The organism is Intrasporangium calvum DSM 43043 (assembly GCF_000184685.1).
Lineage (GTDB): Bacteria > Actinomycetota > Actinomycetes > Actinomycetales > Dermatophilaceae > Intrasporangium > Intrasporangium calvum.
Genome location: NC_014830.1, coordinates 1435675 through 1461599 on the forward strand (window position 1 = coordinate 1435675; position 25925 = coordinate 1461599).

Annotated in this window: 22 protein-coding genes, 1 other RNA gene and 1 pseudogene; 17 read left to right on the forward strand and 7 right to left on the reverse strand. The window is 70.5% G+C overall.

Annotation, left to right across the window (positions count from 1 at the left end; all coding sequences use genetic code 11):
- Positions 1 to 123: 123 nt before the first annotated feature.
- A complete protein-coding gene (locus tag INTCA_RS06460) occupies positions 124 to 4551 on the reverse strand; it encodes a type VII secretion EssC family protein (RefSeq protein WP_169312906.1) in 4428 nt (1475 codons plus the stop codon).
- A gap of 294 nt (positions 4552 to 4845) precedes the next feature.
- On the opposite strand from INTCA_RS06460, the gene INTCA_RS06465 reads away from it, so the two are divergent.
- From INTCA_RS06465 to INTCA_RS06495, 7 genes are read left to right on the forward strand one after another with little or no spacing between them, the layout of a single operon-like run.
- Positions 4846 to 6084 (forward strand): TadA family conjugal transfer-associated ATPase, encoded by a 1239-nt coding sequence (locus INTCA_RS06465; protein WP_013492120.1) that lies wholly within the window; start codon positions 4846 to 4848, stop codon positions 6082 to 6084.
- Positions 6084 to 6959: a type II secretion system F family protein gene (locus INTCA_RS06470; protein WP_013492121.1), complete on the forward strand. Its 876-nt coding sequence runs from the start codon at positions 6084 to 6086 to the stop codon at positions 6957 to 6959. Before INTCA_RS06465 ends, INTCA_RS06470 begins: the two co-directional genes overlap by 1 nt.
- Positions 6956 to 7900 carry a type II secretion system F family protein gene (locus INTCA_RS06475; RefSeq protein ID WP_013492122.1) on the forward strand — a complete coding sequence of 315 codons (945 nt, stop codon included), beginning with the start codon at positions 6956 to 6958 and terminating at the stop codon, positions 7898 to 7900. The genes INTCA_RS06470 and INTCA_RS06475 overlap by 4 nt, the downstream gene beginning before the upstream one ends.
- A gap of 52 nt (positions 7901 to 7952) precedes the next feature.
- Positions 7953 to 8180 carry a hypothetical protein gene (locus INTCA_RS06480; RefSeq protein ID WP_013492123.1) on the forward strand — a complete coding sequence of 76 codons (228 nt, stop codon included), beginning with the start codon at positions 7953 to 7955 and terminating at the stop codon, positions 8178 to 8180.
- Positions 8181 to 8202: 22 nt separating this feature from the next.
- A complete protein-coding gene (locus INTCA_RS06485; RefSeq protein WP_280513534.1) occupies positions 8203 to 8628 on the forward strand; it encodes a TadE/TadG family type IV pilus assembly protein in 426 nt (141 codons plus the stop codon).
- Positions 8625 to 9095, forward strand: a complete 471-nt coding sequence (locus tag INTCA_RS06490) for a hypothetical protein (protein ID WP_013492125.1) — start codon at positions 8625 to 8627, stop codon at positions 9093 to 9095. The genes INTCA_RS06485 and INTCA_RS06490 overlap by 4 nt, the downstream gene beginning before the upstream one ends.
- Positions 9092 to 9571: a pilus assembly protein TadG-related protein gene (locus INTCA_RS06495; protein ID WP_013492126.1), complete on the forward strand. Its 480-nt coding sequence runs from the start codon at positions 9092 to 9094 to the stop codon at positions 9569 to 9571. Before INTCA_RS06490 ends, INTCA_RS06495 begins: the two co-directional genes overlap by 4 nt.
- An 85-nt stretch (positions 9572 to 9656) precedes the next feature.
- Here the strand turns inward: INTCA_RS06495 and INTCA_RS06500 are convergent, their stop codons facing one another.
- Positions 9657 to 9878 (reverse strand): hypothetical protein, encoded by a 222-nt coding sequence (locus INTCA_RS06500; RefSeq protein ID WP_013492127.1) that lies wholly within the window; start codon positions 9876 to 9878, stop codon positions 9657 to 9659.
- Positions 9879 to 10151: 273 nt separating this feature from the next.
- Here INTCA_RS06500 and prfB point away from each other — a divergent pair, with 273 nt between their 5' ends.
- The 7 genes and pseudogenes from prfB to ligD form a co-directional block, all read left to right on the forward strand.
- Entirely contained in the window at positions 10152 to 11264 is a 1113-nt protein-coding gene (gene prfB, locus INTCA_RS06510; protein WP_013492128.1) for a peptide chain release factor 2, read from the forward strand.
- A gap of 181 nt (positions 11265 to 11445) precedes the next feature.
- A complete protein-coding gene (gene ftsE / locus INTCA_RS06515) occupies positions 11446 to 12336 on the forward strand; it encodes a cell division ATP-binding protein FtsE (protein WP_013492129.1) in 891 nt (296 codons plus the stop codon).
- 12 nt (positions 12337 to 12348) lie between these two features.
- Positions 12349 to 13254: a permease-like cell division protein FtsX gene (gene ftsX / locus INTCA_RS06520; RefSeq protein ID WP_013492130.1), complete on the forward strand. Its 906-nt coding sequence runs from the start codon at positions 12349 to 12351 to the stop codon at positions 13252 to 13254.
- A 205-nt stretch (positions 13255 to 13459) separates the two neighbouring features.
- The gene (locus INTCA_RS06525; RefSeq protein ID WP_013492131.1) at positions 13460 to 14875 is read left to right on the forward strand and encodes a peptidoglycan DD-metalloendopeptidase family protein; all 1416 of its coding nucleotides are present in this window, start codon (positions 13460 to 13462) and stop codon (positions 14873 to 14875) included.
- A 107-nt stretch (positions 14876 to 14982) separates the two neighbouring features.
- Positions 14983 to 15462 carry an SsrA-binding protein SmpB gene (smpB, locus tag INTCA_RS06530; RefSeq protein ID WP_013492132.1) on the forward strand — a complete coding sequence of 160 codons (480 nt, stop codon included), beginning with the start codon at positions 14983 to 14985 and terminating at the stop codon, positions 15460 to 15462.
- A gap of 106 nt (positions 15463 to 15568) precedes the next feature.
- On the forward strand, positions 15569 to 17482 hold the full coding sequence (locus INTCA_RS06535) for a DUF2207 domain-containing protein (protein ID WP_148236504.1): 1914 nt from the start codon (positions 15569 to 15571) through the stop codon (positions 17480 to 17482).
- A 159-nt stretch (positions 17483 to 17641) separates the two neighbouring features.
- Positions 17642 to 17833: pseudogene (gene ligD, locus INTCA_RS20570) on the forward strand (non-homologous end-joining DNA ligase LigD); the annotation flags it as partial.
- 17 nt (positions 17834 to 17850) lie between these two features.
- Here the strand turns inward: ligD and INTCA_RS19830 are convergent.
- Positions 17851 to 18063 carry a hypothetical protein gene (locus INTCA_RS19830; RefSeq protein WP_041307349.1) on the reverse strand — a complete coding sequence of 71 codons (213 nt, stop codon included), beginning with the start codon at positions 18061 to 18063 and terminating at the stop codon, positions 17851 to 17853.
- 121 nt (positions 18064 to 18184) lie between these two features.
- On the reverse strand, positions 18185 to 21559 hold the full coding sequence (locus tag INTCA_RS06550; protein WP_013492134.1) for a pyruvate carboxylase: 3375 nt from the start codon (positions 21557 to 21559) through the stop codon (positions 18185 to 18187).
- Positions 21560 to 21830: 271 nt separating this feature from the next.
- Between INTCA_RS06550 and ssrA the strand changes: the two genes are divergently transcribed.
- Positions 21831 to 22197: a transfer-messenger RNA gene (gene ssrA, locus INTCA_RS19055) on the forward strand.
- Positions 22198 to 22329: 132 nt separating this feature from the next.
- A complete protein-coding gene (locus INTCA_RS06555; protein WP_041307351.1) occupies positions 22330 to 23148 on the forward strand; it encodes a hypothetical protein in 819 nt (272 codons plus the stop codon).
- 15 nt (positions 23149 to 23163) lie between these two features.
- On the opposite strand, the gene trxA is transcribed toward INTCA_RS06555, so the two are convergent.
- Both trxA and INTCA_RS06565 read right to left on the reverse strand, forming a co-directional pair.
- Positions 23164 to 23553, reverse strand: coding sequence for a thioredoxin (gene trxA, locus INTCA_RS06560; protein WP_013492136.1), 390 nt, complete (start codon positions 23551 to 23553; stop codon positions 23164 to 23166).
- 60 nt (positions 23554 to 23613) lie between these two features.
- A complete protein-coding gene (locus INTCA_RS06565) occupies positions 23614 to 24273 on the reverse strand; it encodes an SIMPL domain-containing protein (protein ID WP_013492137.1) in 660 nt (219 codons plus the stop codon).
- A gap of 109 nt (positions 24274 to 24382) precedes the next feature.
- On the opposite strand from INTCA_RS06565, the gene INTCA_RS06570 reads away from it, so the two are divergent.
- The gene (locus INTCA_RS06570) at positions 24383 to 24730 is read left to right on the forward strand and encodes a VanZ family protein (protein WP_013492138.1); all 348 of its coding nucleotides are present in this window, start codon (positions 24383 to 24385) and stop codon (positions 24728 to 24730) included.
- A 412-nt stretch (positions 24731 to 25142) separates the two neighbouring features.
- On the opposite strand, the gene INTCA_RS20280 is transcribed toward INTCA_RS06570, so the two are convergent.
- The gene (locus INTCA_RS20280; RefSeq protein ID WP_244859878.1) at positions 25143 to 25889 is read right to left on the reverse strand and encodes a hypothetical protein; all 747 of its coding nucleotides are present in this window, start codon (positions 25887 to 25889) and stop codon (positions 25143 to 25145) included.
- Positions 25890 to 25925 lie beyond the last annotated feature (36 nt).

Here is a 25925-nt window from a genome sequence, read left to right on the forward strand (position 1 = left end):
GCCCCATCGGAGTGGGGATCTGCTGAGGGCGCCCCCCTCACCCGGCGGCTACGTGGGCCCGGCGCCCCCTGGCCACCGGGCCCACGAGTCTGCACCGGGCCGCCGGTGGGCGCGCTTGGGACGCTACCGATCCCGGGGGACAGGACCGGGGGGCACCGAGTCGCCAGGTGGTGAACAACCCGTGTCCGCTCGGTCTTTCGTCGACCTGCCGAGGTCGGACCGCGGGTCTGGCGGCAGTCGTGGGTCGGCCACCTGGATCGGGAGGGTAGCTCCGTCGAGCACGATGACGCCGCGGCCGGGGAGCCGATGTCGTGCGATCTCCACCCGGATGCCGAGGACGTCGCCGTCGTTCGGGGAGACCGGTGACAGGACCACGCCGGTGGCGTGCCGGGCGAGCTCGGGAACGACCCCGCGGTAGAGGCTCGCCGCGCGTCGGGCGTCGACCGCCGCGACGCACCAAGAGCTGGGGTGTCCGAGGTCGTGCGCCACCTCCAGGACCACTGGCTCAGCCGGGCTGCCGTCGAGCCCCTCGGCATCGTCGACGAGGACGGACAGGTCAGGGTGAGCCTCGCGCAGCTGACGCAGTCGCCCTCCGTCCTGGGCCGACACGAGGTGGAACTGGGGTGTGCCGGCCAGCCAGCTCAGCGGCGTGCGCCGGGTGGCGACCACGACGGTGGGGCGCCCAGCGTCGGCCAGCTGCCGAGCCATCGTCGCCAGGACGGTGCTGCGCCCGCTGCGCGGGCCCCCGACGACGAGGGCGCGGCGCCCGACCCAGCCCGCCTCGAAACCGAGGGGTCGCGCGTCGTCCCCGCCCAGCCCGAGGACCAGCCAGTCGGGTCCGGCCGGGGGCAGGTCGTTCCAGGCCACCGCGTGGGGGAGTGGGGCCACCCGCCACGGAAGGCCACCGGCAGCACCGGCAGCACCGACTGCGCTGTCGCGCCAGAGGCCCGCCCGCAGCCGCTCGGCGACGGCCACGGTGGTGCGAACCTGTGCCCCGCTCTCGGGGTCGGCGCCGACGTGCGCCAGCTGGACCTGGTGGCCGGTTGCGACGTCGATGGCCCGGCCCACGCCGTGGTGCCCTTGGGCCAGCTCCGGCGACAGCCCGGCCAGGGTGAGGTCGATCGGGTCTGTCATGGGCAGCACGAGGCGGTGCTGGACGAGGCTGGAGACCCGGCCGGAGATGAGCCCCCGGCCGCCCGTGACGACGAGGCGCAGGCCCGCTGCCATGCCGTCCCGCGCGAGGCGCAGCAGCGCCTCCGCCGGAGCTCCGTGGTCCACCGCCTCGAAGGCGTCCTCGACGGACTCCCAGCCGTCGACGAGGAGAACCGTGTGGCAACGTCTGTCGTCGCTGGTCGTCGGCGACCCGGTGCCGGCGGGATCGTCCGGCAGCTGGTGCCCACGTGTCGTCGCATCGGTGAGGCGTGCGATGACACGCGCGGCCAGAGCGGGGTCGGCGGTGCTCGTGACGGAGCCGACGTGCGGGAGGGAGGCGAGGTCGCGGAGTGAGCCGGGCGTTCCCTCGATGACGTGCAGATGGAGCTGTGTGGGTGGCCAGTGCTCGGCGAGGCCGACGGCGAGTGCCCTGGCGGTCGTGGTCCGACCGGTTCTCGCCCCGCCGGCGATCGCGAGGTTCCCGTCGCTCACCGGGTGCCAGGTGTAGGGCATCTGGGCCTGGAGAGCGGGGGCGTCCTCGAGCCCGAGGGCGACGGCGCCGGCCGGACGGTCCCCCGTGAGGGTGGAACGGGAGAGCGACGCCGGCAGGGGAGGCAGCCACGGAGAGGGCGGGCCCACCACGCCCAGCGCCGCGGCGGCCTGCTTGGCAGCGGCCACGACGGCCTGCAGCTCGCTCGAACCGGTGTCCGCGCCGGCCGGCCGGTCGACCGTGAGAGGCCTGGCGAGGTCGGCCCAGGTCAGCTCCCGGACCGACACGAGATGCGGCTGGGTCGGGCGGCACGGCGAGGTCGACGCACCCGCGAAGGCGGTCTGGACTTCGGACAGGCGGCCCCCGCCCGTGCGGACCCACGCGCGCCCCGGCGTCTGGTCGCTGACCGCCGCCGCCACCGGGCTCTCGATGACGTCGTCGCTGTCGCTGCGATCCCTGACCCGGAGGGCGATCCGGAGCGAGACGTTCGCTCGCATGTCACCGGTGATGATGCCCGCGGGCCGTTGGGTGGCGAGCACCAAGTGCACCCCGAGAGAGCGGCCCACGGCGGCGATCCGCACGAGTCCGTCGACGAAGTCGGGCAGCTCGTCCGCCAGCATCTTGAACTCGTCGACGACGATGACGAGCCGGGCCAACGGCTCCAGCTCGCCCCTCTGGGAACGGACCCGACGGTAGTCGTCGAGGTCCTTTGCGCCCGCCTCGGCCAGGAGGGCCTCGCGCCGCTTGACCTCGGCCCCGAGCGACTCGAGCGCTCGCCGGGTGAGGTGCTCGTCGAGGTCGGTGACGACGCCGAGGCAGTGTGGCAGCTGGGCGCACTCCTTGAACGCGGAACCGCCCTTGTAGTCGACGAGCACGAACGCCAGCTCGTCCGGAGGGGTGCTGACGGCGAGCCCCACGACCAAGGTCTGCAGGAGCTCGGACTTGCCCGATCCCGTGGTGCCCCCGACGAGGCAGTGTGGCCCGTCCTGCGCGAGGTCGACGACGAAGGGCCCGTCCTGGGCGACGCCGAGCACGGCGCGAGGGCGGCCGTCGGAGGTCGACCACAGCTGGACGAGAACAGGGGCCTGCGTCGGCTCGTGGCCAGTGAGCGCGTGGGCCGCAGCGAGGGTGATGGCGTCAGGAAGGGCACTGGAGCCGGTTTCGGGAGTCACGTCCTCGAGCGGCGCCAGCGACCGGGCGAGGGAACCGACCCACGCCGGGTGCGGCAGGTCGGGGACGATGTCCCGGATCGTCGCGTCGTCGAGGTGGAGCTCGGCTCGGGGAGCGGGCCCCTCGTCGAGGACCAGCTGGGCCCGGCATTCCGCGGGGAGCCGCTCAGCCGTCTCGTCCAGGGCCACGACGTGCACCCCGGCGCTCGGGGCGGCTTCGAGGATCGCTGCGATGCCCGCCCGTCCGCGCAGCTCCGCGGCGCCATCGAGGACGACGAGGAAGCGCGGGACCGCACGCGCCTGCACGCCGACGCCGTTCGCAGGTCGGGTCCGCGAGTCGATCACCGTCAGCAGCTCGGCGACCCGTGCCACCACGGCCGCCTCGTCATCCACTGAGGCCACCAGGGCAACGGGTCCGCTCGGCGGGCCGGCGGCGTGGGGGAGCCAGGTCGCCCAGGCCCAGTCCCGTTCCGCGTCGGGTGCGGCCGAGATGATGACGACCCGCGTTGAGCGTGGAGAGTGCCAGACCGAAGCCTGGGCGACGAGGCTGCTCACGGCAGCCCGCGTCCTGGCGCGGGGACCAGCGACCCCGATGACGCCGACGCCCAGGTCGAGGACGACCGGGACGTCGGGCACCGTCGGGTCGGCGCGGGACTCGTCTGGGGCCTCGACTCGCGTCCTCGCCGCCTGTCGAGCGGTGCCGACCCGCAGGACGAGGTGGTCGGTGTCGCCGGTCCGCCGCTCCCACAGGCGAGCGTCCCGATGGGTGGCGACGGAGGCGACGAGGGCCAGGTCCGGCTGCTCGTCATGGCGCGCTTCGCGCTCTGCGGCCAGTGCGTCGTCCAGCAGGCTCTCGGCCTCCGCGGTCAGGCGAGCATGGTCGGCCAGCTGGGATCGGTGGGACACCCGCCCGTGCCGGCGGTCGCCCCACCACTGCGTCAGGAGCATGACCGGAGACATCAGGGCGAACAGGAGCATCACGGGAGAGCGAAGTGCGGCGGCCAGCGCCACCGAGATGGCCAGGGGGGCCAGGGCGGCGAGGACAGGAGCACGGGTGGCCGGGGGGCGTGTGGGTCGCTCGGGAAAGCGGATCGTCACCGGCTCGGTGTGCGGTGTGAAGCGCGGCCGGCGGTTGACCCGGACGGAGCCCCGCGAGCACTCGCTCGCGGCAGGCGTCGTGTCTGGGCGTCTCAGGACGAGGGTGGTCGACGCAACCCTGATCCGGTCGCCGACGCTGAGCGCTGCACCATCGGGCGGGACCCGTGCCTCATCCACGTAGGTGGGGTTGGTCGCCTCGAGCTCGCGCAGCCGGATGCCCGCGTCGTCGATGGTGATCGAGGCATGGGCTCGCGACACGCCATGGTCGTCCAGACGGACCCCGCTCGACGTGGCTCGGCCCACGACGTGCTCGCCGCGTGCCAGGTGGATGACTCGCCCGGCCCCGGGGCCGCCCACGACGTGCACCTGGACGAGCCCAGGTGGGAGGACTTCCCCCGGGGCGGCGTCACGCGCCTCGTCATCCGCGCGCAGCAACGCACCCCGAATGAGCCGTCCCTCGCCGAGGACCGCCTCGTCCGTGACGGGGTGGCCGTCGATGAAGAATGTGCCGGGTCTCCGGTGGAGCAGTTCCGCGAGCCTCGGGCGCACCTCTTTGAAGGTGACGGGATGCTCGCCCGGGGTGTCTCCGTTCTCGTCGGTGTCGATGACGACGTCTCGCACCCTGGCGGTGCTGGGGTCCACCAGCCCCATCCGAAGTCTCATCCCGCTCCCTCGCTCCGACCACTCCGCCACCCGCGGACTCTCCACTCTGGCCGACCACGCCTCCCGCGAGCCGGAGTTCTCCACAGGCTGCCGGGCCCGCGAACCCGCTCTCCATCGTTGGTGTTGGACCCGGTTTGCTCGCCCTGGACTACGTTTTCCACAGTTCACGTTCGTCCAGCTGGTTCGGAGTCGATCTGGCGCCATGGTTTCGACGCGACGAATCGGGCATTTCGGGTCAGGATTAGATGTCAGCAGTCGAGTCAGGGGGAGCAGGTGTCGACTCAGCAAGCGGTGCGCCACGTCGAGGGCGAGGTGCGTGAGCTCATCCGGCGAACCGGGCTCGATCCCTCCCGGGACACCCGGGAGGTGCAGCGGCTCGTTCAGGACGCCGTGCACGACTACGACGAGCGGTCGCTGCACGGCGGCCTGCCCCAGCTCGGGGACACGAAGGCCGCCGTCCACTCGATCCTGGCTGTCGTGGCCGGCTATGGGCCGCTGCAGCAGTACTTCGACGACCCCGCGGTCGAGGAGATCTGGATCAACGAACCGAGCAAGGTGTTCGTCGCTCGCGGTGGCGTGGCCGAGCTGACGCCGACGATCCTCACCTCCGAAGAGGTTCGGGACCTCGTCGAACGGATGCTCAAGACGAGCGGTCGTCGCGTGGACCTCAGCTCACCCTTCGTGGACGCGACCTTGCCGGACGGGTCCCGTCTGCACGTCGTGATCCCCGACATCAGCAGGCTGCACTGGCAGGTCAACGTCCGCAAGTTCGTCGTCAAGGCGGACCACCTCGACGACCTGGTCCGCCTCGGCTCGGTCACCAAGCAGGCGGCCGACTTCCTTGCGGCGGCTGTCTCGAGCGGGCTGAACATCCTCGTGGCCGGCGGCACGCAGGCCGGCAAGACCACCTTGCTCAACTGCCTCGCCGCAGCCATCCCGCCCCGGGAGCGCGTCATCACCTGCGAAGAGGTCTTCGAGCTGAAGATCCCACTCCGCGACGTCGCGTCGATGCAGTGCCGCCAGCCGAGCCTCGAAGGAACCGGTGAGGTCCCGCTGCGCCGGCTCGTCAAGGAGGCGCTGCGGATGCGCCCCTCGCGCATCATCGTCGGTGAGGTGCGCCAGGAGGAGAGTCTCGACCTTCTCATCGCCCTGAACAGCGGCGTGCCGGGGATGTGCACCCTGCACGCCAACAGCGCTCGGGAGGCCGTCACCAAGATGTGCACCCTCCCGCTCCTGGCCGGGGACAACGTGTCCAGCCGCTTCGTCGTGCCCACGGTCGCCTCGTCGGTCGACCTCGTCGTCCACGTTGCGCTCGAGCGGGACGGGCGACGGCGGGTGAGAGAGATCGTGGCGGTTCCGGGCCGGGCGGAGGGCGACGTCATCGAGGTTGCCGACCTCTTCGTGAGCCGCGGTGGGATGCTGCAGCGGGCCGACGGCTTCCCGCCCCACCGGGAGGCCTTCGACCGGGCCGGCTACGACGTCACTGCCCTGCTCGCTCAGCGGGGTGCGTGATGTCGCCCCTCGTCGTGGGCCTTGTCCTCGGTGCCGGGGTGTTCTGCATCTACTGGTCGTTCTGGCCCCAGTCAGCCGGGCCGGGTGCAGCACGTGTCGGGCGACGGTCCGGCCTCGTCGAGGACCTGCGTGACCACCTCCGCCAGGCCGGCTATCCCACCGTCACGCCCACCAACGTGCTGGTCGGCTCGGTGGTCCTCTTCGTCCTCGCCTTCCTCCTGTTCATGCTTCTCACGGCTGTCGTGCCGATCGCGTTGTGCTTCGGGGCGATTGCCGCCGCGTCGCCCATCTCCCTCATCCGGATGCGCGCCCGCAAGCGGCGCGGCAAGCTCCGCGATCTCTGGCCGGACGCGGTCGACAACATCACCTCCGGAGTGCGCGCCGGCCTGGCCTTGCCTGAGGCCCTCGCCCAGCTGGCCGTCCGAGGACCCGAGGAGCTCCGTCCCCCCTTCGCGCGTTTCGCCGAGGACTATCGCGCGACCGGCCGGTTCCACGACTGCCTCGACCGGCTGAAGGACGCGATGAGTGACCCGGTGGCCGACCGACTGATCGAGTCGCTGCGGATCGCCCGGGAGGTCGGTGGCAGCGACCTCGGACGCCTGCTCCGGACCCTGTCCGCGTTCCTGCGCGAGGACGCTCGGACCCGGGCCGAGCTCGAGGCGCGCCAGAGCTGGACCATCAACGCTGCCCGGCTCGCGGTTGCCGCACCGTGGGTGGTCCTGGCCATGTTGGCCCTCCGGGGTGGCTCCCTCCAGGCGTACGCCACACCGACCGGGTGGCTGGTTCTCGCATTCGGAGCCGGCTTGTGCATCGTCGCCTACCGGCTGATGGTCTGGATCGGTCGGCTCCCCGACGAGGAACGGGTGCTGCGGTGAGCGTCGGGTGGTCCTGGGCCGGAGCGGCCGTGGGGGTCGCCATGCTCGCGGGTCTGTCCCTCATCGGTGCCGGCCTGCCGTGGCGCCGGAGGGCGACCTTGGAGCAGCGGCTCGCGCCCTACCTGCGGGACGCCCCGATGCCGTCGCGCCTGCTTGGCAGCGGGCCGTCGACACTGACGATCTTCGGGCTGGGGGATCTGCTCGCTCCGTACCTGCGCAGCCTGGGAGCGGGTTTCGAACGGGTCCTCGGAGGCGGACCATCCGTGGTGCGAAGGCAGCTGCGCGCCGGTCGCGGCGCCGACCTCGAACGGTTCCGGGCCGAGCAGGTTCTCTGGGCCACGGGCGGCGCGGCTCTCGGGCTCCTGGGCTCGGGTGTCCTTGCGGTGTCCAAGCGGAGCTTCTCGGTGCCGATGCTCGTTCTGCTCACCGTCATCGGCGTCGCCGTCGGAGCAGTCCTGCGCGACTATTCGTTGAGCCGTGCGGCTCGACGCCGGGAGCAGCGGATGCTAGCCGAGTTCCCCACGGTCGCAGAGCTGCTCGCGCTGGCCGTGAGCGCTGGCGAAGGGGCCACCGGTGCGCTCGAGCGCGTCTGCAGACTGTCGGACGGCGAGCTCGCCGACGAACTGCGCCGCTGCCTCGCCGATGCGCGGGCGGGAGCGAACCTGCCCACCGCACTCCAGGGACTGGCCGACCGCACCGGACTGCCCAGCCTCAGTCGCTTCGTCGACGGCATCGTCGTCGCCGTCGAGCGAGGCACCCCGCTGGCGGACGTGCTCCGTGCCCAGGCACAGGACGTTAGAGAGGACGGGCGCCGGGTGCTCATGGAACAGGGTGGCAAGCGCGAGATCGTGATGATGGTTCCCGTGGTCTTCCTCATCCTGCCCGTGACGGTCCTCTTCGCCATCTACCCGGGCCTCAGCTTCCTTCGGTTCGAGCTGTGACCGCCCGCTGACTGAACGACCTCAACACCACAGGGAAACAGGAGATCTCACGATGAGCACGCATCTGACGCCGACGATCAGTCACCTCACCAAGCGGGCGGTCCACAGGGTCACGGCCGCCTTGAGCGGGCCCAGGGACCGCGGTGACGTTCCCGGCTGGGTCCTGATCACGATCATGACGGCGGGTCTGGTCACGCTGCTCTGGGGGGTGGCGGGAGACCAGCTCGAGTCGCTCTTCACCAACGCGATCAGCAGTGTCAGCGGTCCCAGCGGCGGCTGAGCCGTTGCGCCTCACTGACCGGTTGCCGAGAGGGGATGCCGGCGGTACCGACGACGGGTCAGCGATCGCCGAGTTCGTCATGGTGTCTGCGCTGCTGCTCTTCGTCGTCCTCGCGGTTCTCCAGCTCGCCGTCGCCCTTTACATCCGAAACACGTTGATCTCCGCCGCGTCGGAGGGTGCCCGGTTCGGCGCCCGAATGGATGCCTCGCCCGATGACGGGGCTTTCCGGGCCGAGGGTCTGATCGCGGCGTCCCTCAACGCGTCCTTCGCACAGGACGTGTCGGCGGGCGTGGCCCGCACGATGGAGGGCGTCCAGGTGGTCGTCGTGACGGTCACGGCGCCGTTGCCGCTGATCGGTCCGATCGGTCCCGCCGGCGGTCTCACCGTGAGTGGCCGCGCCTTCAGCGAGACCCAGGTCTCGGGACCTGCGGGCGCGGGGTCCCGATGATGCGCTCCCGGCGCGGGGCGCCGGATCGGGCCCACGGCGACGAGAAGGTCGGCGACGACGGCCGAGCCATCGTCGAGTTCATCTTCCTCGGCGTCCTGCTGCTGCTTCCGTTGACCTACCTCGTGCTCACCCTCGCCCGGATCCAGGCGGCAACCTTCTCGGCCTCACTGGCCGGCCGTGAGGCGGGACGCGCGTTCGTCACCGGAGCGGACGACGAGGAGGCCCGGGGCCGGGCCGCCGATGCGGCGCGAATCGCCTTTGCGGACTTCGGCTTCGACGAGGGTGCGACCCTGGTGGTGCAGTGCGACGGCACCCCGTGCCTGCGCCCTGACGGCGTGGTGACGTCGACCGCGGCGATCGAGGTGCACCTGCCGCTGGTGCCCGACGTCGTCGCGGGGAGCCTGCCGGCATCGGTCTCCATCTCGTCGACCCACGTGGCGGCCGTCGACACGTACGTGGCCCGATGAGCCGGCTCTTCAGCTCTTCGTCGCGAACCCGCATGGTGTCGGGTGAGGACGGTCAGATCGCCGTCCTCATCCTCGGACTGTTCGTCATCGTCCTCGTCTTCATCCTCGGGGCGGTGGATGTGACGGCAGCTCAGCTGGCGCGGATGCGCCTGCTCGACACCGCCGACGCCGTCGCGCTCGACGCCGCGGACGCCCTCGACGCCACGGCCGTCTACCGCGGAGGAGTCGCCGGACCGCTCGTCCTGACCGATGCGTCCGTCAGAGCGGCAGCCCAGGAGCACCTCGCGCGGACTCCCACCCCGCCCGGGATCACGGAGTGGTCGCTGGTCGCCGCGACCGGCAGCAGGGACGGGCGCACCGCCGAAGTGACGCTGCGGGGCAGGGCCGCGCTGCCCATGACCGGTTGGATCCTCGAGTCGCTGGGCGGCGGCGTCACGGTCACCGTGACCTCCCGGGCGCGTGCACCCGTCAGCTGACCGCCGGTCAACCGGGCGCGGGCTTGCTCCATGGGCAGCCCGCGCCCGGGCCGGCGCCGGGATCCGGCTGCTCCGGCTGCTCCGGCTACTCCGACGGCTGTGGCACCGAGCAGCCGATCTCGGGGTCCAGCCCCAGATAGTTCAGGGGTCCCGTGATGATCGTCAGGGCGGCGCTGCCGATCCTGCTGCAGCTGGGCTCCGCAGAGCCGAAGTAGCCCCTCTGGACGGCGGCTAGCACGCCGATGAGCAGCCAGATGACGACAACGATGGTGCTGATGCTGGCGCGGGACCTGCGACGGACGGCCATGGTCACCTTTCGTGGGGAGGGCGCGCCACCCCGTCGGTGACGCGTGCGCGGGCCGGGACCGGCGTGCCGTTGGCCTCCGACCCCTTTGCAGCCCAAGCGCGCCCGTCCCATACCCACCAACCATCAGAACGACCAACCGTCAGAGCGCGGCCGACGGAGGGGACGAGCCAGGATGCGTGGGCCCGGCTCAGCCACCTCGCTCCGGCGGCGGCCCCGGGGAGCGAGCCCAGCGGCATACGGCCATCCGGATGAACTGACGTAGGCTGTTCCATCGTGGCTGTTGACTTCACGCAAGAGATCAAGGACCTGCGGGCGACGATGGACTCCGTGCGCGGGGTCACGGACCTCGACGTGCTCGCCAAGCAGATCGTCGAGCTCGAGCGGCAGGCCTCCGAGCCGAACCTCTGGGACGACCAGGACAAGGCGCAGCAGGTCACGTCGGCGCTCTCCCGAGCCAACGCAGAGCGTGACCGGGTGCTCAGCATGGACAGTCGCATCAACGACCTCGAGACCCTCGTCGAGATGGCCACCGAGGAGTCCGACCAGGACACCATGGACGAGGCCCTGCGCGACCTCGCCAAGATCAAGAAGGACCTCGGGGAGCTCGAGGTCCGCACGCTCCTGTCCGGCGAGTACGACGAGCGGGAGGCCGTCGTCACGATCCGGGCCGGGGCCGGCGGTGTCGACGCCGCCGACTTCGCCGAGATGCTGATGCGGATGTACCTCCGCTGGGCCGAGCGGCACGGCTACCCGACCAAGGTGATGGACACCTCCTACGCCGAGGAGGCAGGGCTCAAGTCGGCGACCTTCGAGGTCAACGTCCCCTACGCGTTCGGGCACCTCAACGTGGAGGGTGGCACCCACCGCCTGGTGCGGATCAGCCCGTTCGACAACCAGGGCCGCCGCCAGACGAGCTTCGCCGCGGTGGAGGTCATCCCGCTCATCGAGTCCGACGACTCGATCGAGATCCCCGAGAACGAGCTGAAGATCGACGTGTTCCGATCGTCGGGACCGGGGGGCCAGAGCGTCAACACGACCGACTCCGCCGTGCGCATGACGCACCTCCCCACCGGCATCGTCGTGTCGATGCAGAACGAGAAGTCGCAGATCCAGAACCGCGCCGCCGCCCTCCGGGTCCTCCAGTCGCGGCTGCTCCTGCAGCGCAAGGCGGAGGAAGCCGCGGTCAAGAAGGAGATGGCGGGCGACGTCAAGGCGAGCTGGGGCGACCAGATGCGCTCCTACGTCCTCAACCCGTACCAGATGGTCAAGGACCTCCGGACGGACTTTGAGACGGGCAACCCGGCAGCGGTCTTCGACGGCGACATCGACGGGTTCATCGAGGCCGGCATCCGCTGGCAGATCGCCCAGAAGAAGGCTGCGGTCTGAGCCCCCGGAGGCGCGGCACGCCACGCCCGGCCGGCCGGGTGCCCACGATTCGGGCCGTCGGCCCGTAGCCTCGGAGACGGCTGCGGACCATGCCGTATGCCGCTGAGCCCGGTCCCAGCGCAACGCTGGCTCCGCGTTCGGCACCCTTTGTCCCCGACGAGTGAGGTCCAGGGAACTGGCGATGATCCTCTTCGAGAACGTCACGAAGACGTACCCACGGACACAGCGGCCCGCCCTCGACGACGTGTCGCTCGAGATCACCCGCGGCGAGTTCGTCTTCGTCGTGGGCACGTCGGGCTCGGGAAAGTCGACGCTCCTCCAGCTGGTCATGAAGGAGCAGGACGTGACCGCCGGACGCATCCTCGTGGCCGGGCGGGAGCTGGGGCTGCTCGCCGACCGGAAGGTGCCCGCCCTGCGCCGGGAGATCGGCTTCGTCTTCCAGGACTTCCGGCTGCTGCCCAACAAGACGGTCCACCAGAACGTCGCCTACGCCCTCCAGGTGCTGGGCGCGTCGCGGGCGCGGATCCGGCAGACCGTGCCCGAGACGCTCGAGCTGGTCGGGCTCGGTGGGATGGGCAAGCGCCTGCCGCACCAGCTGTCCGGCGGTGAGCAGCAGCGGGTCGCGATCGCGCGGGCGTTCGTCAACCGGCCACCGATCCTGCTCGCGGACGAGCCGACCGGCAACCTCGACCCGGACACCAGCCTCGAGATCGTCAAGCTGCTCGAGCGGATCAACCACACCGGCACGACGGTGGTCATGGCCACTCACGACACCGCGACGGTCAACGCGATGCAGAAGCGGGTGATCCGCCTCGACCGTGGGCTGCTCGTCGCCGACGTGGAGACCGGGGACTACACGACGGGCTCCATCCCCCGAGTCGTGCTCGAGCCGGCCCAGCCGGATGACCTGCCCGACCCCCTCCAGGCGGAGGCCCTCGACGCCGTGGAGGCGTACGAGGAGGAGGAGGGTGAGCTCCCGCCGATCGGCCGCGACGCCGACGCGCCCATCGCGCGGCCCGAGCGGTTTCCCCTCTTCCGCCGTCGCCAGCCAGAGCGTTCCACCACCCACTGATCGAGACGAGCCATGCGACTCCAGTTCCTCCTCGGCGAGATCGGCAACGGTCTCCGGCGCAACCTCTCGATGGCGGTCTCCGTCGTCATCGTCACGATGATCTCGATGTACCTCCTCGGCCTCGGCCTGATGGGTCAACGCCAGGTCGACACCATGAAGGACTACTGGTACGACCGGGTCCAGGTCACCGTGCTGCTCTGCGCGGAGAAGACCCGCTACGCCAACTGTGCCGGCCAGGCCACGTCGGAAGAGCAGCGGGCGACGATCAAGCAGGAGCTCGAGTCGCTCCGACCCACCGTGAGCGAGATCTTCTACGAGTCCCGCGCCGAGGCCTTCGGGCGGTTCAAGGAGACGTACAAGAACTCACCGTTGGCGCGCGCGGGGGAGTCCTACTTCGCGGACTCGTACCGGGTCAACCTCGCTGACCCGAACAAGTTCGACATCGTGGCGAGCTCGGTCAAGGGGATGCCAGGGGTGGCCGACGTGCAGGACCAGAAGAAGCTCCTCGAGAAGTTCTTCACCTTCATGAACACCGTGTCGTGGTCGGCGATCGCGCTCTCGTCCCTGATGGTGCTCGCGGCCGTGATGCTCATCTCGACGACGATCCGGCAGGCCGCGTTCAGCCGGCGCCGCGAGACGGGCATCATGCGCCTCGTCGGCGCCTCGAACTTCACGATCCGGTTCCCGTTCGTCATGGAGACGGTCCTCGCCAGCGTCGTCGGCGCCGGGCTGGCGATGGTCATGCTGTGGGGCACGGTCAAGTACGGAGTCGTGGGCTTCCTCAGCACGACGTTGACGGACACCGCGTTCATCGGCGAGGTGGATGTGCTGTCGGTCGCCCCGATCGTCATCCTCGGGGTCGTCCTCCTGGCCACCGTGACGTCCTGGGTGACGCTCCGCCGGTACCTCAGAGTGTGACCTCCGGCAGAAATATTCCGGTTTGTCACGCATCGACACGCGAAGTTCGCCACAATTTGCTCACGTTCTTCTCCCGTTAGGGGTGGTGCCTGTGGTACCAATGATCCATATGTGGCGAGTGAGACGGTCGAGCAAGCCCACTGCGAAGACTCGTTGGACGGCGATCGCAGCGGCTGCCGCCTGCACTCTGTCCCTGGTCGGGGGCATGGTCGCCCGAGCCGATGACGTCCAGGACCAGAAGCGGCGGGCCGACCGCCGCATCGCCGCGCTCGGCCAACAGCTCGAAGGGACGAACGCCGCCCTCGCGAAGGCCTACGTCAACCTGGAGAGGACTCGCGCCGCCATCCCCGCCGCCCAACAGCGGGTGGCCCAGGCCCAGTCAGCGCTCGCCCGAGCCCAGCAGGCTCAGGCGCAGGCTGAGGCAACCGAGGCCCGCGCCGTCGCCGCGGAGGCAAAGGCGCGCGCCCACAACGACGACGTGGCCCAGAAGCTGGCCGAAGCCCAGGCCAACGAGTCCCGCGCGGCGGAGAAGCTGAAGCGAAGCGGGCGCGAGCTCGTGACGTCGCAGGACGCCCTCGATGCCTATGCAGCCGAGGTCTTCCAGGGCGGGTCGGTGACCGAGTCCCAGCTCGGCATGGTCTTCGGCTCCACCTCTCCCCAGGACTTCGCGAACCGGCTGGTCATGGCCGACACCGCGAGCGCGGTCGCGAGTGACACGATCGACAAGCTCGCCGCGATGACCGCCGACAACACGGCCACGAAGGCGTACCTCACCTCGGTGCGCGGTGAGGTGGCCGCACTCAAGATCCAGGCGGAGAAGGCACTGAAGTCCGCGGAGGCCGCGAGTGCCGCCGCGACCCAGGCCCGCGAGCAGGCGGTCGTGGCCAAGAACAACGCCACGACGGCGACGCAGAACGCGTCCGCGGCCAAGGCCGACCTCGAGTCGCTCAACACGAAGCAGACCGCCTACGCGGGCGACCTGCGCAAACAGCGGGCCGACGAGAAGGCTCAGCTCGCGGCTGCCGAGCGAGAGGCCTCCCGGCTCAAGGCGGTGCTCCTGGAGCGGGCCCGGCTGGCCAAGATCGCCGAGCAGAAGCGGCTGGCCAAGCTCAAGGCCGAACGAGACGCGAAGATCCGGGCGGAGCGGGCGAAGGCGGCCGCGGCCGCGCGGGCGGGTCGAAGCTACACCCCGAGGATCCCCGCGCCGGTCCAGAGTTCCACGCCGAGCAACTACCTCTCCTACCCGGCCAACGGTCCGACGACGTCCGGCTTCGGCATGCGCTGGCACCCCGTCCTCCAGAAGTGGATGCTCCACGACGGCCTGGACTGGGGCGTCGCCTGTGGCACGCCCGTGTACGCCGCCGCTCCGGGCTCGGTGATCCGCGCCGGGTGGCGCGAGAGCGGCTGGGGCAACCAGGTGCTCATCGACCACGGCATCCACCGGGGCATCGACCTCGTGACCAGCTACAACCACCTGTCGAGCATCGTCGCGTGGGGTGGCAGCGTCCAACGGGGGCAGCTCATCGGGTACAGCGGCACCACCGGGTACTCCACCGGCTGTCACCTGCACTTCGGCGTGTACGAGGACGGCACTCCGGTCAACCCGCGCAACTGGCTCTGAGCAAACCGAGTCCGGGTGAGACCCCTCCTCGGGGTAGCGTTGACGTCGTCGCCCCGGGACCCAGCCCAGCGGCATACGTCCTGCTGTGGAGTGAAGGGAACGGTCCGGTGCCGAAGGAGAAGGGGCGGTCGCTCGTCGCGAGCAACCGCAAGGCGCGCCACGACTACCACATCGAGGACACCTTCGAGGCCGGCATCGTCCTCTCGGGCACCGAGGTCAAGGCGCTGCGCATGGGGCGGGCCTCGCTCGTCGACGGGTTCGCGATGTTCACCGGTGACGAGCTCTACCTTGAGAACGTCCACATCCCCGAGTACCTCAACGGGACGTGGAACAACCACGCACCACGGCGCAAGCGCAAGCTGCTGCTCCACCGCTCCGAGCTGGAGAAGATCTCGGGCAAGACCCGGGAGAGTGGCCGGACGATCGTCCCGCTGGCGCTGTACTTCAAGGACGGCCGCGCCAAGGTCGAGATCGCCATCGCGACCGGCAAGAAGCAGTACGACAAGCGCCATGCGCTGCGCGAGCGACAGGACCAGCGCGAGACCGCCCGTGCCATGAGCGCGGCGCACCGCGGTCGCCAGGCCTAGGAGCCACCCGATCCGGCCCGGATAAACTGCCGGAGCGACGAAGGACGTTACGGTGTTGTCCCGCCGTCCGCGTGAGTGGACCGACCGGAATCGAGACTGTGGGGGCATGACGGTGCGAACGCAGCGATGGATCGTCACGGTGTTCTCCGCGCTGCTCGGGGCGTTCTGGCTCGCAGTCCTGCCCGCCGGCAGCGCCCATGCCGTGGGGGACGAGGCGATGGAGCGCTTCTCGGTGGTGTACGACCTCCAGCCGGACGGGAGCGTCGCCGTCGAGGAGACCATCACGTGGCGGTTCCCGGCGGGGGAGCGGCGCCACGGCATCTTCCGCGACATCGTCGTGCGGATGGGCTTCAACGACGAGGCTGGCAGGTACCGCTACTACGACCTGACCGACGTGCAGGTGTCGAGCCCGTCGGGCGCCCCTGCGACGTTCCGGGTCAGCGACAACGGGGCGGCCAAGGAGATCCGGATCGGCAGCGCCGACCAGTGGACCGAGGGAACCCAGGTCTACGAGCTGCGCTACACCCTCCACGACGTCCTCAACCCGATTGCCGCGACCGGGGGAGCCGGCGACACGGTGGAGTTCCACTACAACGTGTTCGGCAGCAACGAGCTGACGCCCCGCGAACGGGTCAACGTCGTCGTCAGAGCGCCGGCGCCGTCGACGCAGGTGGCCTGTTACAAGGGGGAGGCCGGAGCCGACACGACGTGTCAGGCGGTCGCCGGTGACCCCACGACGTTCGCGACGATGGGCCTTGAGCCCGGGGAGGCGATGACGGTGATCGCCGGCTACCCGGCCAGCGCCTTCGCGAACCCACGGCCGGACGTGCGCGAGGGCAACGCCGAGTCCAGCTACGGCGGCAGCGCAGCGACCGCGGCCAACGGGGCCGCCGTCGCCGCCGGGGTGGGCGCGCCGGTTCTGGCGCTCGCCGTCATGGGGGTGCTCGTCTGGACCCGTGGACGGGACGAGCGCTACGCCGACCTCACCCCCGGGCTGACCCCCTCCGCCGCAGGCGGGCCGGCGCAACCGACCACGCGTGGCGGCACGGGAACGATCGCCGTCCAGTTCCACCCGCCCGCCGGCGTCCCACCGGGCCTCGTCGGGACCATCCTCGACGAGCGGGCGAACCCGATCGACGTGTCCGCGACCGTCATCGACCTGGCGGTCCGGGGCCACCTGCGCATCGAGGAGGTGGAAGGCGGCGGCGTGTTCCGACGAACGGACTGGAACCTCGCCCGGCTCGCCCCGCCTCGCGATGACACCCTGCTGCCGTTCGAGCGGCGCCTCCTCGACGGCATCTTCGGGGCCCACGGTGACGTCGTGGCGCTGTCTGACCTCAAGAACACCTTCGCCAGCACGCTGAAGAAGATCCAGTCCGACATGTACGACGAGGTGGTGACCCGTCACTGGTTCCGGTCGTCCCCGCAGCTCCAGCGGGGAGTGTGGCAGGGCTTGGGGGTCGTCATCGCGGTCGTCGGGGGCATGATCCTCTTCTACGGCCAGGGCGCCGTGGCAGCCCTCATGGGGGCCGGGTTCAGCGGTGGGGCAGTCCTCGGCGTCGGCCTGGTCATCGCGGGAGCGATCGTCTGGTTCCTCGGCGGCCGGATGGCGGCGAAGACGGCCGAGGGCTCCGCGGTGCTCGCCCAGTCCCTCGGCTTCAAGGAGTACCTCACGACGGCGGAGGCCGGGCAGATCGCCTTCGAGGAGGCGAGCAACATCTTCAGCCGCTACCTGCCCTACGCCGTCGTCTTCGGCGTGGCCGACCGGTGGGCGCGGACGTTCGCCGAGGTGGCGCAGGCCGCCGAAGCGGTCGGCCGCACGGTCGTGATGCCCAGCTGGTACGTCTGGAGCGGCAGCGCCTTCCCCGACTTCACCAGCATCGCCAACGGGGTGGAGAGCTTCTCGACGACCTCGACCGGGACGTTCACATCGACTCCTGGCTCGTCCGGCGGCTCGGGGTTCTCGGGCGGCGGGTTCAGCGGGTCAGGCGGCGGCGGGTCCTCGTCCGGTTCGTGGTGAGGGCGTCGTCGGCCGGGTAGGTCACCGGTATGCCGAAGGACCCGCACGAGCTCCTCGAGCCATACCGTCGCAAGCGCGATTTCGGTCGGACGCCCGAGCCGGCCGGCCAGGGCGGCGCTGTCCCGGCTCGACCACCTGGGCCTGAGGGCCTACCCCAAGCTGACCGGGAAACGCGGGATCCAGATCTGGGTGCCGATCGCCCGGGGTCCGAGCTTCGACGAGAGCAGGGAGTGGGCCGAGCGGGTGTCGAGGACCGTCGGCGCGATCCACCCCGAACTTGTCAGCTGGAAGTGGCAGAAGCAGCAACGCCAGGGGCTCGCCCGTCTCGACCACACCCAGAACGCGGTGAACAAGACTCTCGTGGCTCCCTACAGTCCTCGGGCGGCGCCGGGCGCCCCGGTCTCCGCCCCCTCACCTGGGAGGAGCTCGACGACCGGGACCTGCGCCCCGATCGCTTCACCATCCGCAGCATCCTCGACCGCCTCGAAGAGAGCGGCGACCTCTTCCGGGGTGCGCTCGCGCAGGACCAGCCCCTCCCGGTTCTCTGCTGACGGCCGTCGAAAGAGCAGTTCTCCACCCATCCCGTATGCCGCTGGGCCCAGTCCCGATCGAAAGAGCAGTTTGGGACATGTCGGGATCGGGTCTCGGCGGGACGAACTGCTCTTTCGATGGGTCGGCGGGACGAACTGCTCTTTCGATGGGTCAGGTGATGACGACGAGGAGGTCCCCACCCTCGACCTGCTGCTGCGCCCCGATCGCCACCCTCGACACCGTGCCGCCGGCGGCTGAAGTGATGTTGGCCTCCATCTTCATCGCCTCGATCGTCGCGACGACCCCTCCCGCCTCGACCGTGTCGCCCACTGCGACGGTGAGGGTGACGACACCGGCGAACGGGGCAGCGACCTGCCCCGGTGCGGCGGGGTCGGCCTTCTCCGCCGACTTGACGTCAGCCTCGATGGAGCGGTCCCGGACCTGGATCGGGCGGAACTGCCCGCCGAGCGTGCACATCACGGTCCGCATGCCCTTCGAGTCGGCGTCGCCGACGGACTGGACCCCGATGATGAGGCGCTTGCCCTGCTCGATGTCGACCTCGTACTCCTCGCCCTGGACGAGGCCGTGGAGGAACTCGACGGTACCGAGGACGGAGAGGTCGCCGTAGGCCTCCCGGGAGGCTTCGAACTCCTTGGTCGGCCCCGGGAAGAGGAGCTGGTTGAGGGTGCGCCGCGGCTCGGTGGCCAGCGCCTGCTCCTGTTCGGCGGTCAGCTGGGTGAGCCGCGGGCGGGCCTGGCGCCCCGCGAGGGCCTTGGTCCGGAACGGCTCGGGCCAGCCACCGGGCGGGTCGCCGAGCTCGCCGTTGAGGAAGCCGATGACCGAGTCGGGGATGTCGTACTTCTGGGGGTCGGCCTCGAAGTCGGCGGGATCGGCGCCGGCACCGACGAGGGCGAGGGCGAGGTCGCCGACGACCTTGCTGCTCGGCGTCACCTTGACGATGTTGCCCAGGATCCGGTTCGCGGCGGCGTAGGTGTCCTCGATTGCTTCGAACCGGTCGCCGAGCCCGAGAGCGATGGCCTGCTGCCGGAGGTTGGACAGCTGCCCGCCGGGGATCTCGTGGAAGTACACCCGGCCGGTCGGCGACTCGAGGCCGGACTCGAACGGCCGGTAGAGGTGCCGGACCGCCTCCCAGTAGGGCTCGAGGGAGAAGACGCGGTCGATGTCGAGACCCGTGGGTCGCTCCGTGTGGTCGGTCGCGGCGACGAGCGCCGACAGCGACGGCTGAGACGTCGTCCCGGCCATGGTGGCGGTCGCGGCGTCGACCGCGTCGACCCCCGCGCCGATGGCGGCGAGGAGGGTGGCGACCTGGCCGCCCGCCGTGTCGTGGGTGTGCAGGTGGACCGGCAGGTCGAACCGTTCGCGCAGCGCGGTGACGAGTCGAGCGGCTGCCGGCGCGCGGAGCAGCCCGGCCATGTCCTTGATCGCGAGTACGTGGGCGCCCGTGTCGACGATCTGCTCGGCCAGCCGAAGGTAGTAGTCGAGGGTGTACAGCGTCTCCGAGGGGGAGAGGAGGTCGCCGGTGTAGCACAGGGCCACCTCGGCAACGGCCGTTCCGGTCTCGAGGACCGCTTCGACGGCGGGCCGCATCTGGGAGACGTCGTTGAGCGAGTCGAAGATCCGGAAGATGTCGAGCCCGGTCCGGGCCGCCTCGTGCACGAACGCGTCGGTCACGGCCGTGGGGTAGGGCGTGTAGCCGACGGTGTTGCGCCCACGCAGCAGCATCTGCAAGGGGATGTTGGGCATGGCCTCGCGCAGGGCAGCGAGGCGCTCCCACGGGTCCTCGGCGAGGAAGCGGAGGGCGACGTCGTAGGTCGCCCCGCCCCAGGCCTCCATCGACAGCAGCTGCGGCGTCAGGTGGGCGACGTGACCGGCGACGTGGAGCAGGTCACGGCTGCGCATCCGGGTGGCGAGCAGCGACTGGTGGGCGTCTCGGAAGGTCGTGTCGGTGACGGCCACCTGGGTCTGCTCCCGCAGCCGGCGCGCGAACTCGGCGGGGCCGACCTCGAGGAGCAGGTCGCGCGACCCGCGGGGCAGCGGAGCGTCGGGGAGGGCGGGCAGCTTGGCCCGGGGGCGCACCCGTGTCGTGGCCGGGCCGTGCGGCTGGTTGACGGTGACGTCGGCGAGGTAGGTGAGCAGCCGGGTGGCACGGTCGGCCGAGACCTTGGCCGTGAGCAGCTCGGGTCGTTCGTCGATGAACGAGGTCGTCGCTCGTCCGGCCTGGAACGTGGGGTCCGCCAACACCGCTCTGAGGAAGGGGATGTTGGTCGAGACGCCGCGGATCCGGAACTCCGCGAGCGCCCGCTGCGCCCGGCGCACGGCCATGGGGAAGGTCCGCCCGCGGCAGGTCAGCTTGACGAGCATCGAGTCGAAGTGGGCGCTCACCTCAGCGCCGACGAAGACGGTGCCGCCGTCGAGCCGGACGCCGCTGCCACCGGCCGACCGGTAGGTCGTGATGGTGCCCGCGTCGGGGCGGAACCCGTTGGCCGGGTCCTCCGTCGTGATCCGGCACTGCATCGCGAACCCTCGGGTCCGGATGTCGTCCTGGCGCAGGCCGAGCGACTCGAGCGTCTCACCGGAGGCGATCTGCATCTGGGTGACGACGAGATCGACGTCGGTCACCTCCTCGGTCACCGTGTGCTCGACCTGGATGCGGGGGTTCATCTCGATGAAGACGTAGCGTCCGTCCTCACCGAGCAGGAACTCGACGGTCCCGGCGTTGCGGTAGCCGATCGAGCGAGCGAAGGCCACCGCGTCCGCGCACATCTGCTCCCGCACCTGCGGGTCGAGGTTCGGTGCCGGCGCGATCTCGATGACCTTCTGGTGGCGGCGCTGGACGGAGCAGTCGCGCTCGAAGAGGTGGATGACCTCCCCGGTCCCGTCGGCCAGGACCTGGACCTCGATGTGCCTCGGGTTGACGACGGCCTCCTCGAGGTAGAGCGTCGGGTCCCCGAAGGCGGACTCGGCCTCCCGCTGCGCCGCCTGCAACGCCTCGGCGAGGAGCTCGGGCCGGTCGACCCGGCGCATGCCACGTCCGCCACCACCGGAGACCGCCTTGACGAAGACGGGGAACCCGATCTCCGCGGCTGCCGCCTCGAGACTGGCGAGGTCCTGGCTCGCGCTCGAGCCGTGCAGCGTCGGCAGGCCGGCCGCGCGGGCCGCTTCGATGGCCCGGGACTTGTTGCCGGTGAGGTGCAGGACGGAGGGTGGCGGGCCGACGAAGGTGATGCCCGCGCGCTCACAGGCCTCCGCGAGGAGCGGGTTCTCCGAGAGGAACCCGTAGCCCGGGTAGATCGCGTCGGCGCCGGCCTCGACGGCCTGCGCCACGATGGCCTCGTGGTCGAGGTAGGACCGGACCGGGTGGCCCTCCTCGCCGATCTGGTAGGCCTCGTCGGCCTTGAGGCGGTGCTCCGACTTGCGGTCCTCGTAGGGGAACACGGCTACGGTGCGGGCGCCGAGCTCGGTGGCGGCCCGGAAGGCCCGGACGGCGATCTCACCGCGGTTTGCGACGAGGACCTTGCGGAACATGTGACCTCCAGCGTGGGTGGCGTGGCGGTTCGCAGCCTAGTGGCGCACCTCACAGGGGGCACGGGTGGTTCCATCCTGAGACAGCCCGGATGAGACGCGAGCCCATGAGCTCACGGGGGCCCGCCCCGCGCGGTGCCCGGGGACCGCGCGGAGCGAGCCCAGCGGCATACGGCCGGGAATGTGCTTGGCCGCACTGTCGTTGCCAAGGCATACTGTGATCTCGCAGTAGCGACGGTTGAGAACTGAACAGCGTGACGTGGACACCCCTCATGGGGGTGATCGGTTTCGACGGTGGTCGACACATCAGGGGAAGCGGGTCGAGGATGCAGGGTTATCTCGTAAACGCTCCTTGCAAACCAATAGGTGCCAACTCAAAGCGCACCGACTTCGCCCTCGCCGCCTGAGCGAGCTCCGAAGTCCGTCAGCCTGAGCTAGTTTCCGACTCAGTGTCTGGCGTCAGCTAGGAAACTTGCTGCGTGGTCATGTTGGGGGGCCACGCGGGACTCGTACTCAACTGGGCCTGTCAGGGAACGTGTGCGCGCGAGCCCTGGGGCCGAGAAAAGCCATAGCGCACTGCACCCGGAGAAGCCCTGGTTTCTCGTCATCGGACGCGGGTTCAATTCCCGCCACCTCCACCACTTCGTGGTGGCCACGTCACGCTGTTGCCGTCACGGCGCAAGGGCACCCGCTCAGCTGGGTGCCCTTTCTCGTGTCGTATGCCGCTGGGCTCGGGCCCGGACGCCCGCGCGCTGCCGCTTAGGCTGGGGCGCGTGCTGCGCGATCCGGACCTGACTCCCCGGCCGTGGCGGGCTCGTCGGCGGTTCACGTTCCATCCCCTCCTCCTGCTGCCCCTCGCTCCCCTCGTGGCGCTCGGGTTCCTCGTGCCGAGGGTCCTCGACGACCCGGTCCTCGAGCAGTGGGTCGCGGTCAGCCACCTCGTCGCGCTGGCCATGGTCGCCTCGGTGGCCTCGCCGTGGCACGTGCCTCGACCGCCGCTCCACGACCCGGTGGGGCGGACCATCACCTTCCGGGCCCGTGCGACCCTGGGGCTCCTGCCGCTCGGGCTGGTCCTCTGGGGCATCGTCCTGCTCGTCCACTTCGAGCTGATGCGCTCGGACCGGGTCTCGCGCGACGTGGTCATCGGGGCGCTCGAGGTGCCCTGGGGGCTGACGCTGCCGCTGGGCTTCCTCATGGTGGGAACCGGGCTCTACGTTTCCCGCCCGCCACGGCGCCACGACCTCACGGTCGGCGTCGACGGGCTGCATCTCCAGCATGGGCGCCGGAGCTTCTCCGCACAGTGGGACCAGACGCTGCAGCTCGTGCCGACCCTGAGAGGCGGAGTGCACCGCCGGATCGAGGTCCACGGCCCGGGTCTCGTCGCCCTCGACGGGCACGGGCACCTGGTGCGGCCGGTCATCGACGCCGACGTGCTCGACTCGGATGCGGTGCGGTTGTGGCTCACTCTCGAGCACTACTTCCGCCACCCCTCTCACCGCGAGGAGCTCGGCACTCGTGCGGGGCGGTGGCGACGTGCGGAGTGGCGCCGGGTCATTCCCCGCGCGGCACCTCAGCCGGGGACCCGCCGCTGACGGGCCCCTCGCTCGTCACTCCTGGGACGCGCCCTTGGCGGACGCCTCCTTGGCGATCTCTTCCTTGATCGGGGCCATGTCGAGCGCCTTGACCTGCTCGATGACGCTCTGGAGGGCTGACTGCGGCAGGGCGCCGGGCTGGGAGAACACGAGGACACCCTCCTTGAAGGCCATCAGCGTCGGGATCGACGTGATGTTGGCTGCTCCCGCGAGGGCGGGCTCCGCCTCGGTGTCGACCTTCCCGAAGACGATCCCCTCGTTGCCGCTCTCCTGCGACGCCGCGTCATAGACCGGCGCGAACTGCCGGCAGGGGCCGCACCAGGCCGCCCAGAAGTCCACGAGGACGATGTCGTGGTCGAGCACCGTGCGCTCGAACGTCTGTCCGGTCAGGTCTGTCGTAGCCATGTCTCTCCCAACGGATCGGTTCCTGACTTCATTCCGGGCCCGCTCGGCCCGCCTCAATCACTAGCGGGTCTGCGCGGCCGGCTCTCGCGGGGCCTCGGGGGGCTGGAGCTCCCAGGTGACCGCCACCGCCACGGTGATGTCCAGGTCGCCCCCTTCGACCGGCATGGCAGCGGCCATCTCGCGGGCGGCGAAGGCCATGCCGCGGGGTCCCGGGAAGGGCGTGGCGCCGCCCTCGGACACCGTGAGGACGCTTCCGAGCCGGGCGGCGGACAGCCCGGCGTACTGCTCCGCCTTGCCGCGGGCGTCCGCGAAGGCGGCGTGGCGGGCATCCTTCAGGCCGCTCGACCGGTCCGACACGTCCAGGACGACCTGGTCCACGAGGAGAGCGTTCCCGACTGCACCGGCTGCTGCGGCGAGGATGTCGCCCACGGCGTCGAGCCGACGGACCGTCACGCGAAGGCGCTGCTGGGCCGTGAACCCCACGGGAGATCCGGTCTGGTCGTAACGCTGCCCCACGGATGCGTCCAGCGTCCGGATGTCAGCGTCGGCCACCCCGCTGGCTCGCACGACGCTCCCGACCGCGGCGATGCCCCGGGAAGCGCCGGTCAGCGCGGCTGCGACGTCGGCAGCATCATGACCGATCCGGAGGTCGACTCGGACGACGTCGGGTGCAGCAGACGCCGTGCCGGTCCCGGTCACGCTCACCGTTCGCCTGGCCATGAACCCAACCTAACCGCCCCTCCGCCCCGGGCAGGTTCGCAACGTTCATCATGTTCAGCACGTGTGCGCCCGCTGCGGCCGCCGGGGTGCAACCTAGACTGCGGGCGACATGGACGGCGGTGCGAGGCGGTGGTGGACGGCAGCAGCCGTGGTATCGCTCCTTGCCCATCTCGGTGCCCTGTACTGGCCGGTCGTCACCGTGGCGGGACCGGTTTCGGGGACGGACAAGGTGGTCCACGTGCTCCTTTTCGCCGTGCCGACCTATCTGGTGGGCCGACTCGTCGCGCGCCCCGGGTGGGTGGTGCTCGGCTTCGCCGTCCACAGCATCATCAGCGAGCTCTCCCAGCATCTCTTCCTGACCGGGCGGTCGGGCGACCCCTGGGACGTCGTCGCCGACGTTGCTGGGGTCGCGCTGGCTGCGCTGGCTCTCGTGGTCGGGAGCCACCCGAGGCGCTGATAGAATCGTGCGGTCCGTCTCCGAGCATTCCGGAACCTTGGACGAGTGGACCGCCGTGGCGCGGTTCGGCTCGGCCGGCGGGATGACGACAAAGGCAGCTCGCACCACCGGTGCGACCCGAACAACGCGGAGCGGACCATTCCACCGGGGCACTGATGCCACCCGGTCCACTGGGCGCCCGGAGCGCCTGAGGCTCGTCTGCATGGTCGTGGTTCGACTCACGGCTCGAGACGAAGTCTGCTCGAGTCAAGAGAGTTGAACACGTATGTCCAAGAAGCCCACCTCCAGCGCGCCCAAGAAGGCCCGCTGGACACCCGCCGAGAAGAAGTCACGCGCCGCCGTCGGCTCCAAGAAGCCCCACCGCGGACGCGGCGCTGCTCCCATGACCGACCCCAGGTCTGCTGCGCGGACCTCACGCCCGTCCACGACGTCTACCGCACACGTCGGAGGTCGCGACTGGCGAGGTCCCCGCGACGAGCGTCGTGATGACCGCACGTCTGAGCGTCGTCCGTCTGAGCGTCGTGATGACCGCACGTCTGAGCGTCGTCCGTTCGAGCGTCGTGACGACCGTCGTCCGTTCGAGCGTCGTGACGACCGTCGTCCGTTCGAGCGTCGTGATGACCGCACGTCTGAGCGTCGTCCGTTCGAGCGTCGTGATGACCGCACGTCTGAGCGTCGTCCGTTCGAGCGTCGTGATGACCGCACGTCTGAGCGTCGTCCGTTCGAGCGTCGTGATGACCGCACGTCTGAGCGTCGTCCGTTCGAGCGTCGTGACGACCGCACGTCTGAGCGTCGTCCGTTCGAGCGTCGTGACGACCGTCGTCCGTTCGAGCGTCGTGACGACCGCACGTCTGAGCGTCGTCCGTTCGAGCGTCGTGACGACCGTCGTCCGTTCGAGCGCCGTGATGACCGCACGTCTGAGCGTCGTCCGTTCGAGCGCCGTGACGACCGCACGTCTGAGCGTCGTCCGTTCGAGCGTCGTGACGACCGCACGTCTGAGCGTCGTCCGTTCGAGCGTCGTGACGACCGCACGTCTGAGCGTCGTCCGTTCGAGCGTCGTGACGACCGTCGCCCGTTCGAGCGCCGCGACGACCGCGGCCCGTCGGACCGCCGCAACGATGGCCGGGATGCGTGGCGTCAGCGGAGCCACCAGGGCCACCAGAGTGATCGTTTCGCAGCCAGCTCCTTCGATGAG

Coding starts and splice junctions, on each gene's coding strand:
- INTCA_RS06470 (WP_013492121.1), top strand. CDS start 6,084: ATGTCGCCCCTCGTCGTGGGCCTTGTCCTCGGTGCCGGGGTGTTCTGC.
- INTCA_RS06480 (WP_013492123.1), top strand. CDS start 7,953: ATGAGCACGCATCTGACGCCGACGATCAGTCACCTCACCAAGCGGGCG.
- INTCA_RS06490 (WP_013492125.1), top strand. CDS start 8,625: ATGATGCGCTCCCGGCGCGGGGCGCCGGATCGGGCCCACGGCGACGAG.
- INTCA_RS06495 (WP_013492126.1), top strand. CDS start 9,092: ATGAGCCGGCTCTTCAGCTCTTCGTCGCGAACCCGCATGGTGTCGGGT.
- INTCA_RS06500 (WP_013492127.1), bottom strand. CDS start 9,878: ATGGCCGTCCGTCGCAGGTCCCGCGCCAGCATCAGCACCATCGTTGTC.
- ftsE (WP_013492129.1), top strand. CDS start 11,446: ATGATCCTCTTCGAGAACGTCACGAAGACGTACCCACGGACACAGCGG.
- ftsX (WP_013492130.1), top strand. CDS start 12,349: ATGCGACTCCAGTTCCTCCTCGGCGAGATCGGCAACGGTCTCCGGCGC.
- INTCA_RS06525 (WP_013492131.1), top strand. CDS start 13,460: ATGGTCGCCCGAGCCGATGACGTCCAGGACCAGAAGCGGCGGGCCGAC.
- INTCA_RS06535 (WP_148236504.1), top strand. CDS start 15,569: ATGACGGTGCGAACGCAGCGATGGATCGTCACGGTGTTCTCCGCGCTG.
- INTCA_RS19830 (WP_041307349.1), bottom strand. CDS start 18,063: ATGGGTGGAGAACTGCTCTTTCGACGGCCGTCAGCAGAGAACCGGGAG.
- INTCA_RS06550 (WP_013492134.1), bottom strand. CDS start 21,559: ATGTTCCGCAAGGTCCTCGTCGCAAACCGCGGTGAGATCGCCGTCCGG.
- trxA (WP_013492136.1), bottom strand. CDS start 23,553: ATGGCTACGACAGACCTGACCGGACAGACGTTCGAGCGCACGGTGCTC.
- INTCA_RS06565 (WP_013492137.1), bottom strand. CDS start 24,273: ATGGCCAGGCGAACGGTGAGCGTGACCGGGACCGGCACGGCGTCTGCT.
- INTCA_RS06570 (WP_013492138.1), top strand. CDS start 24,383: ATGGACGGCGGTGCGAGGCGGTGGTGGACGGCAGCAGCCGTGGTATCG.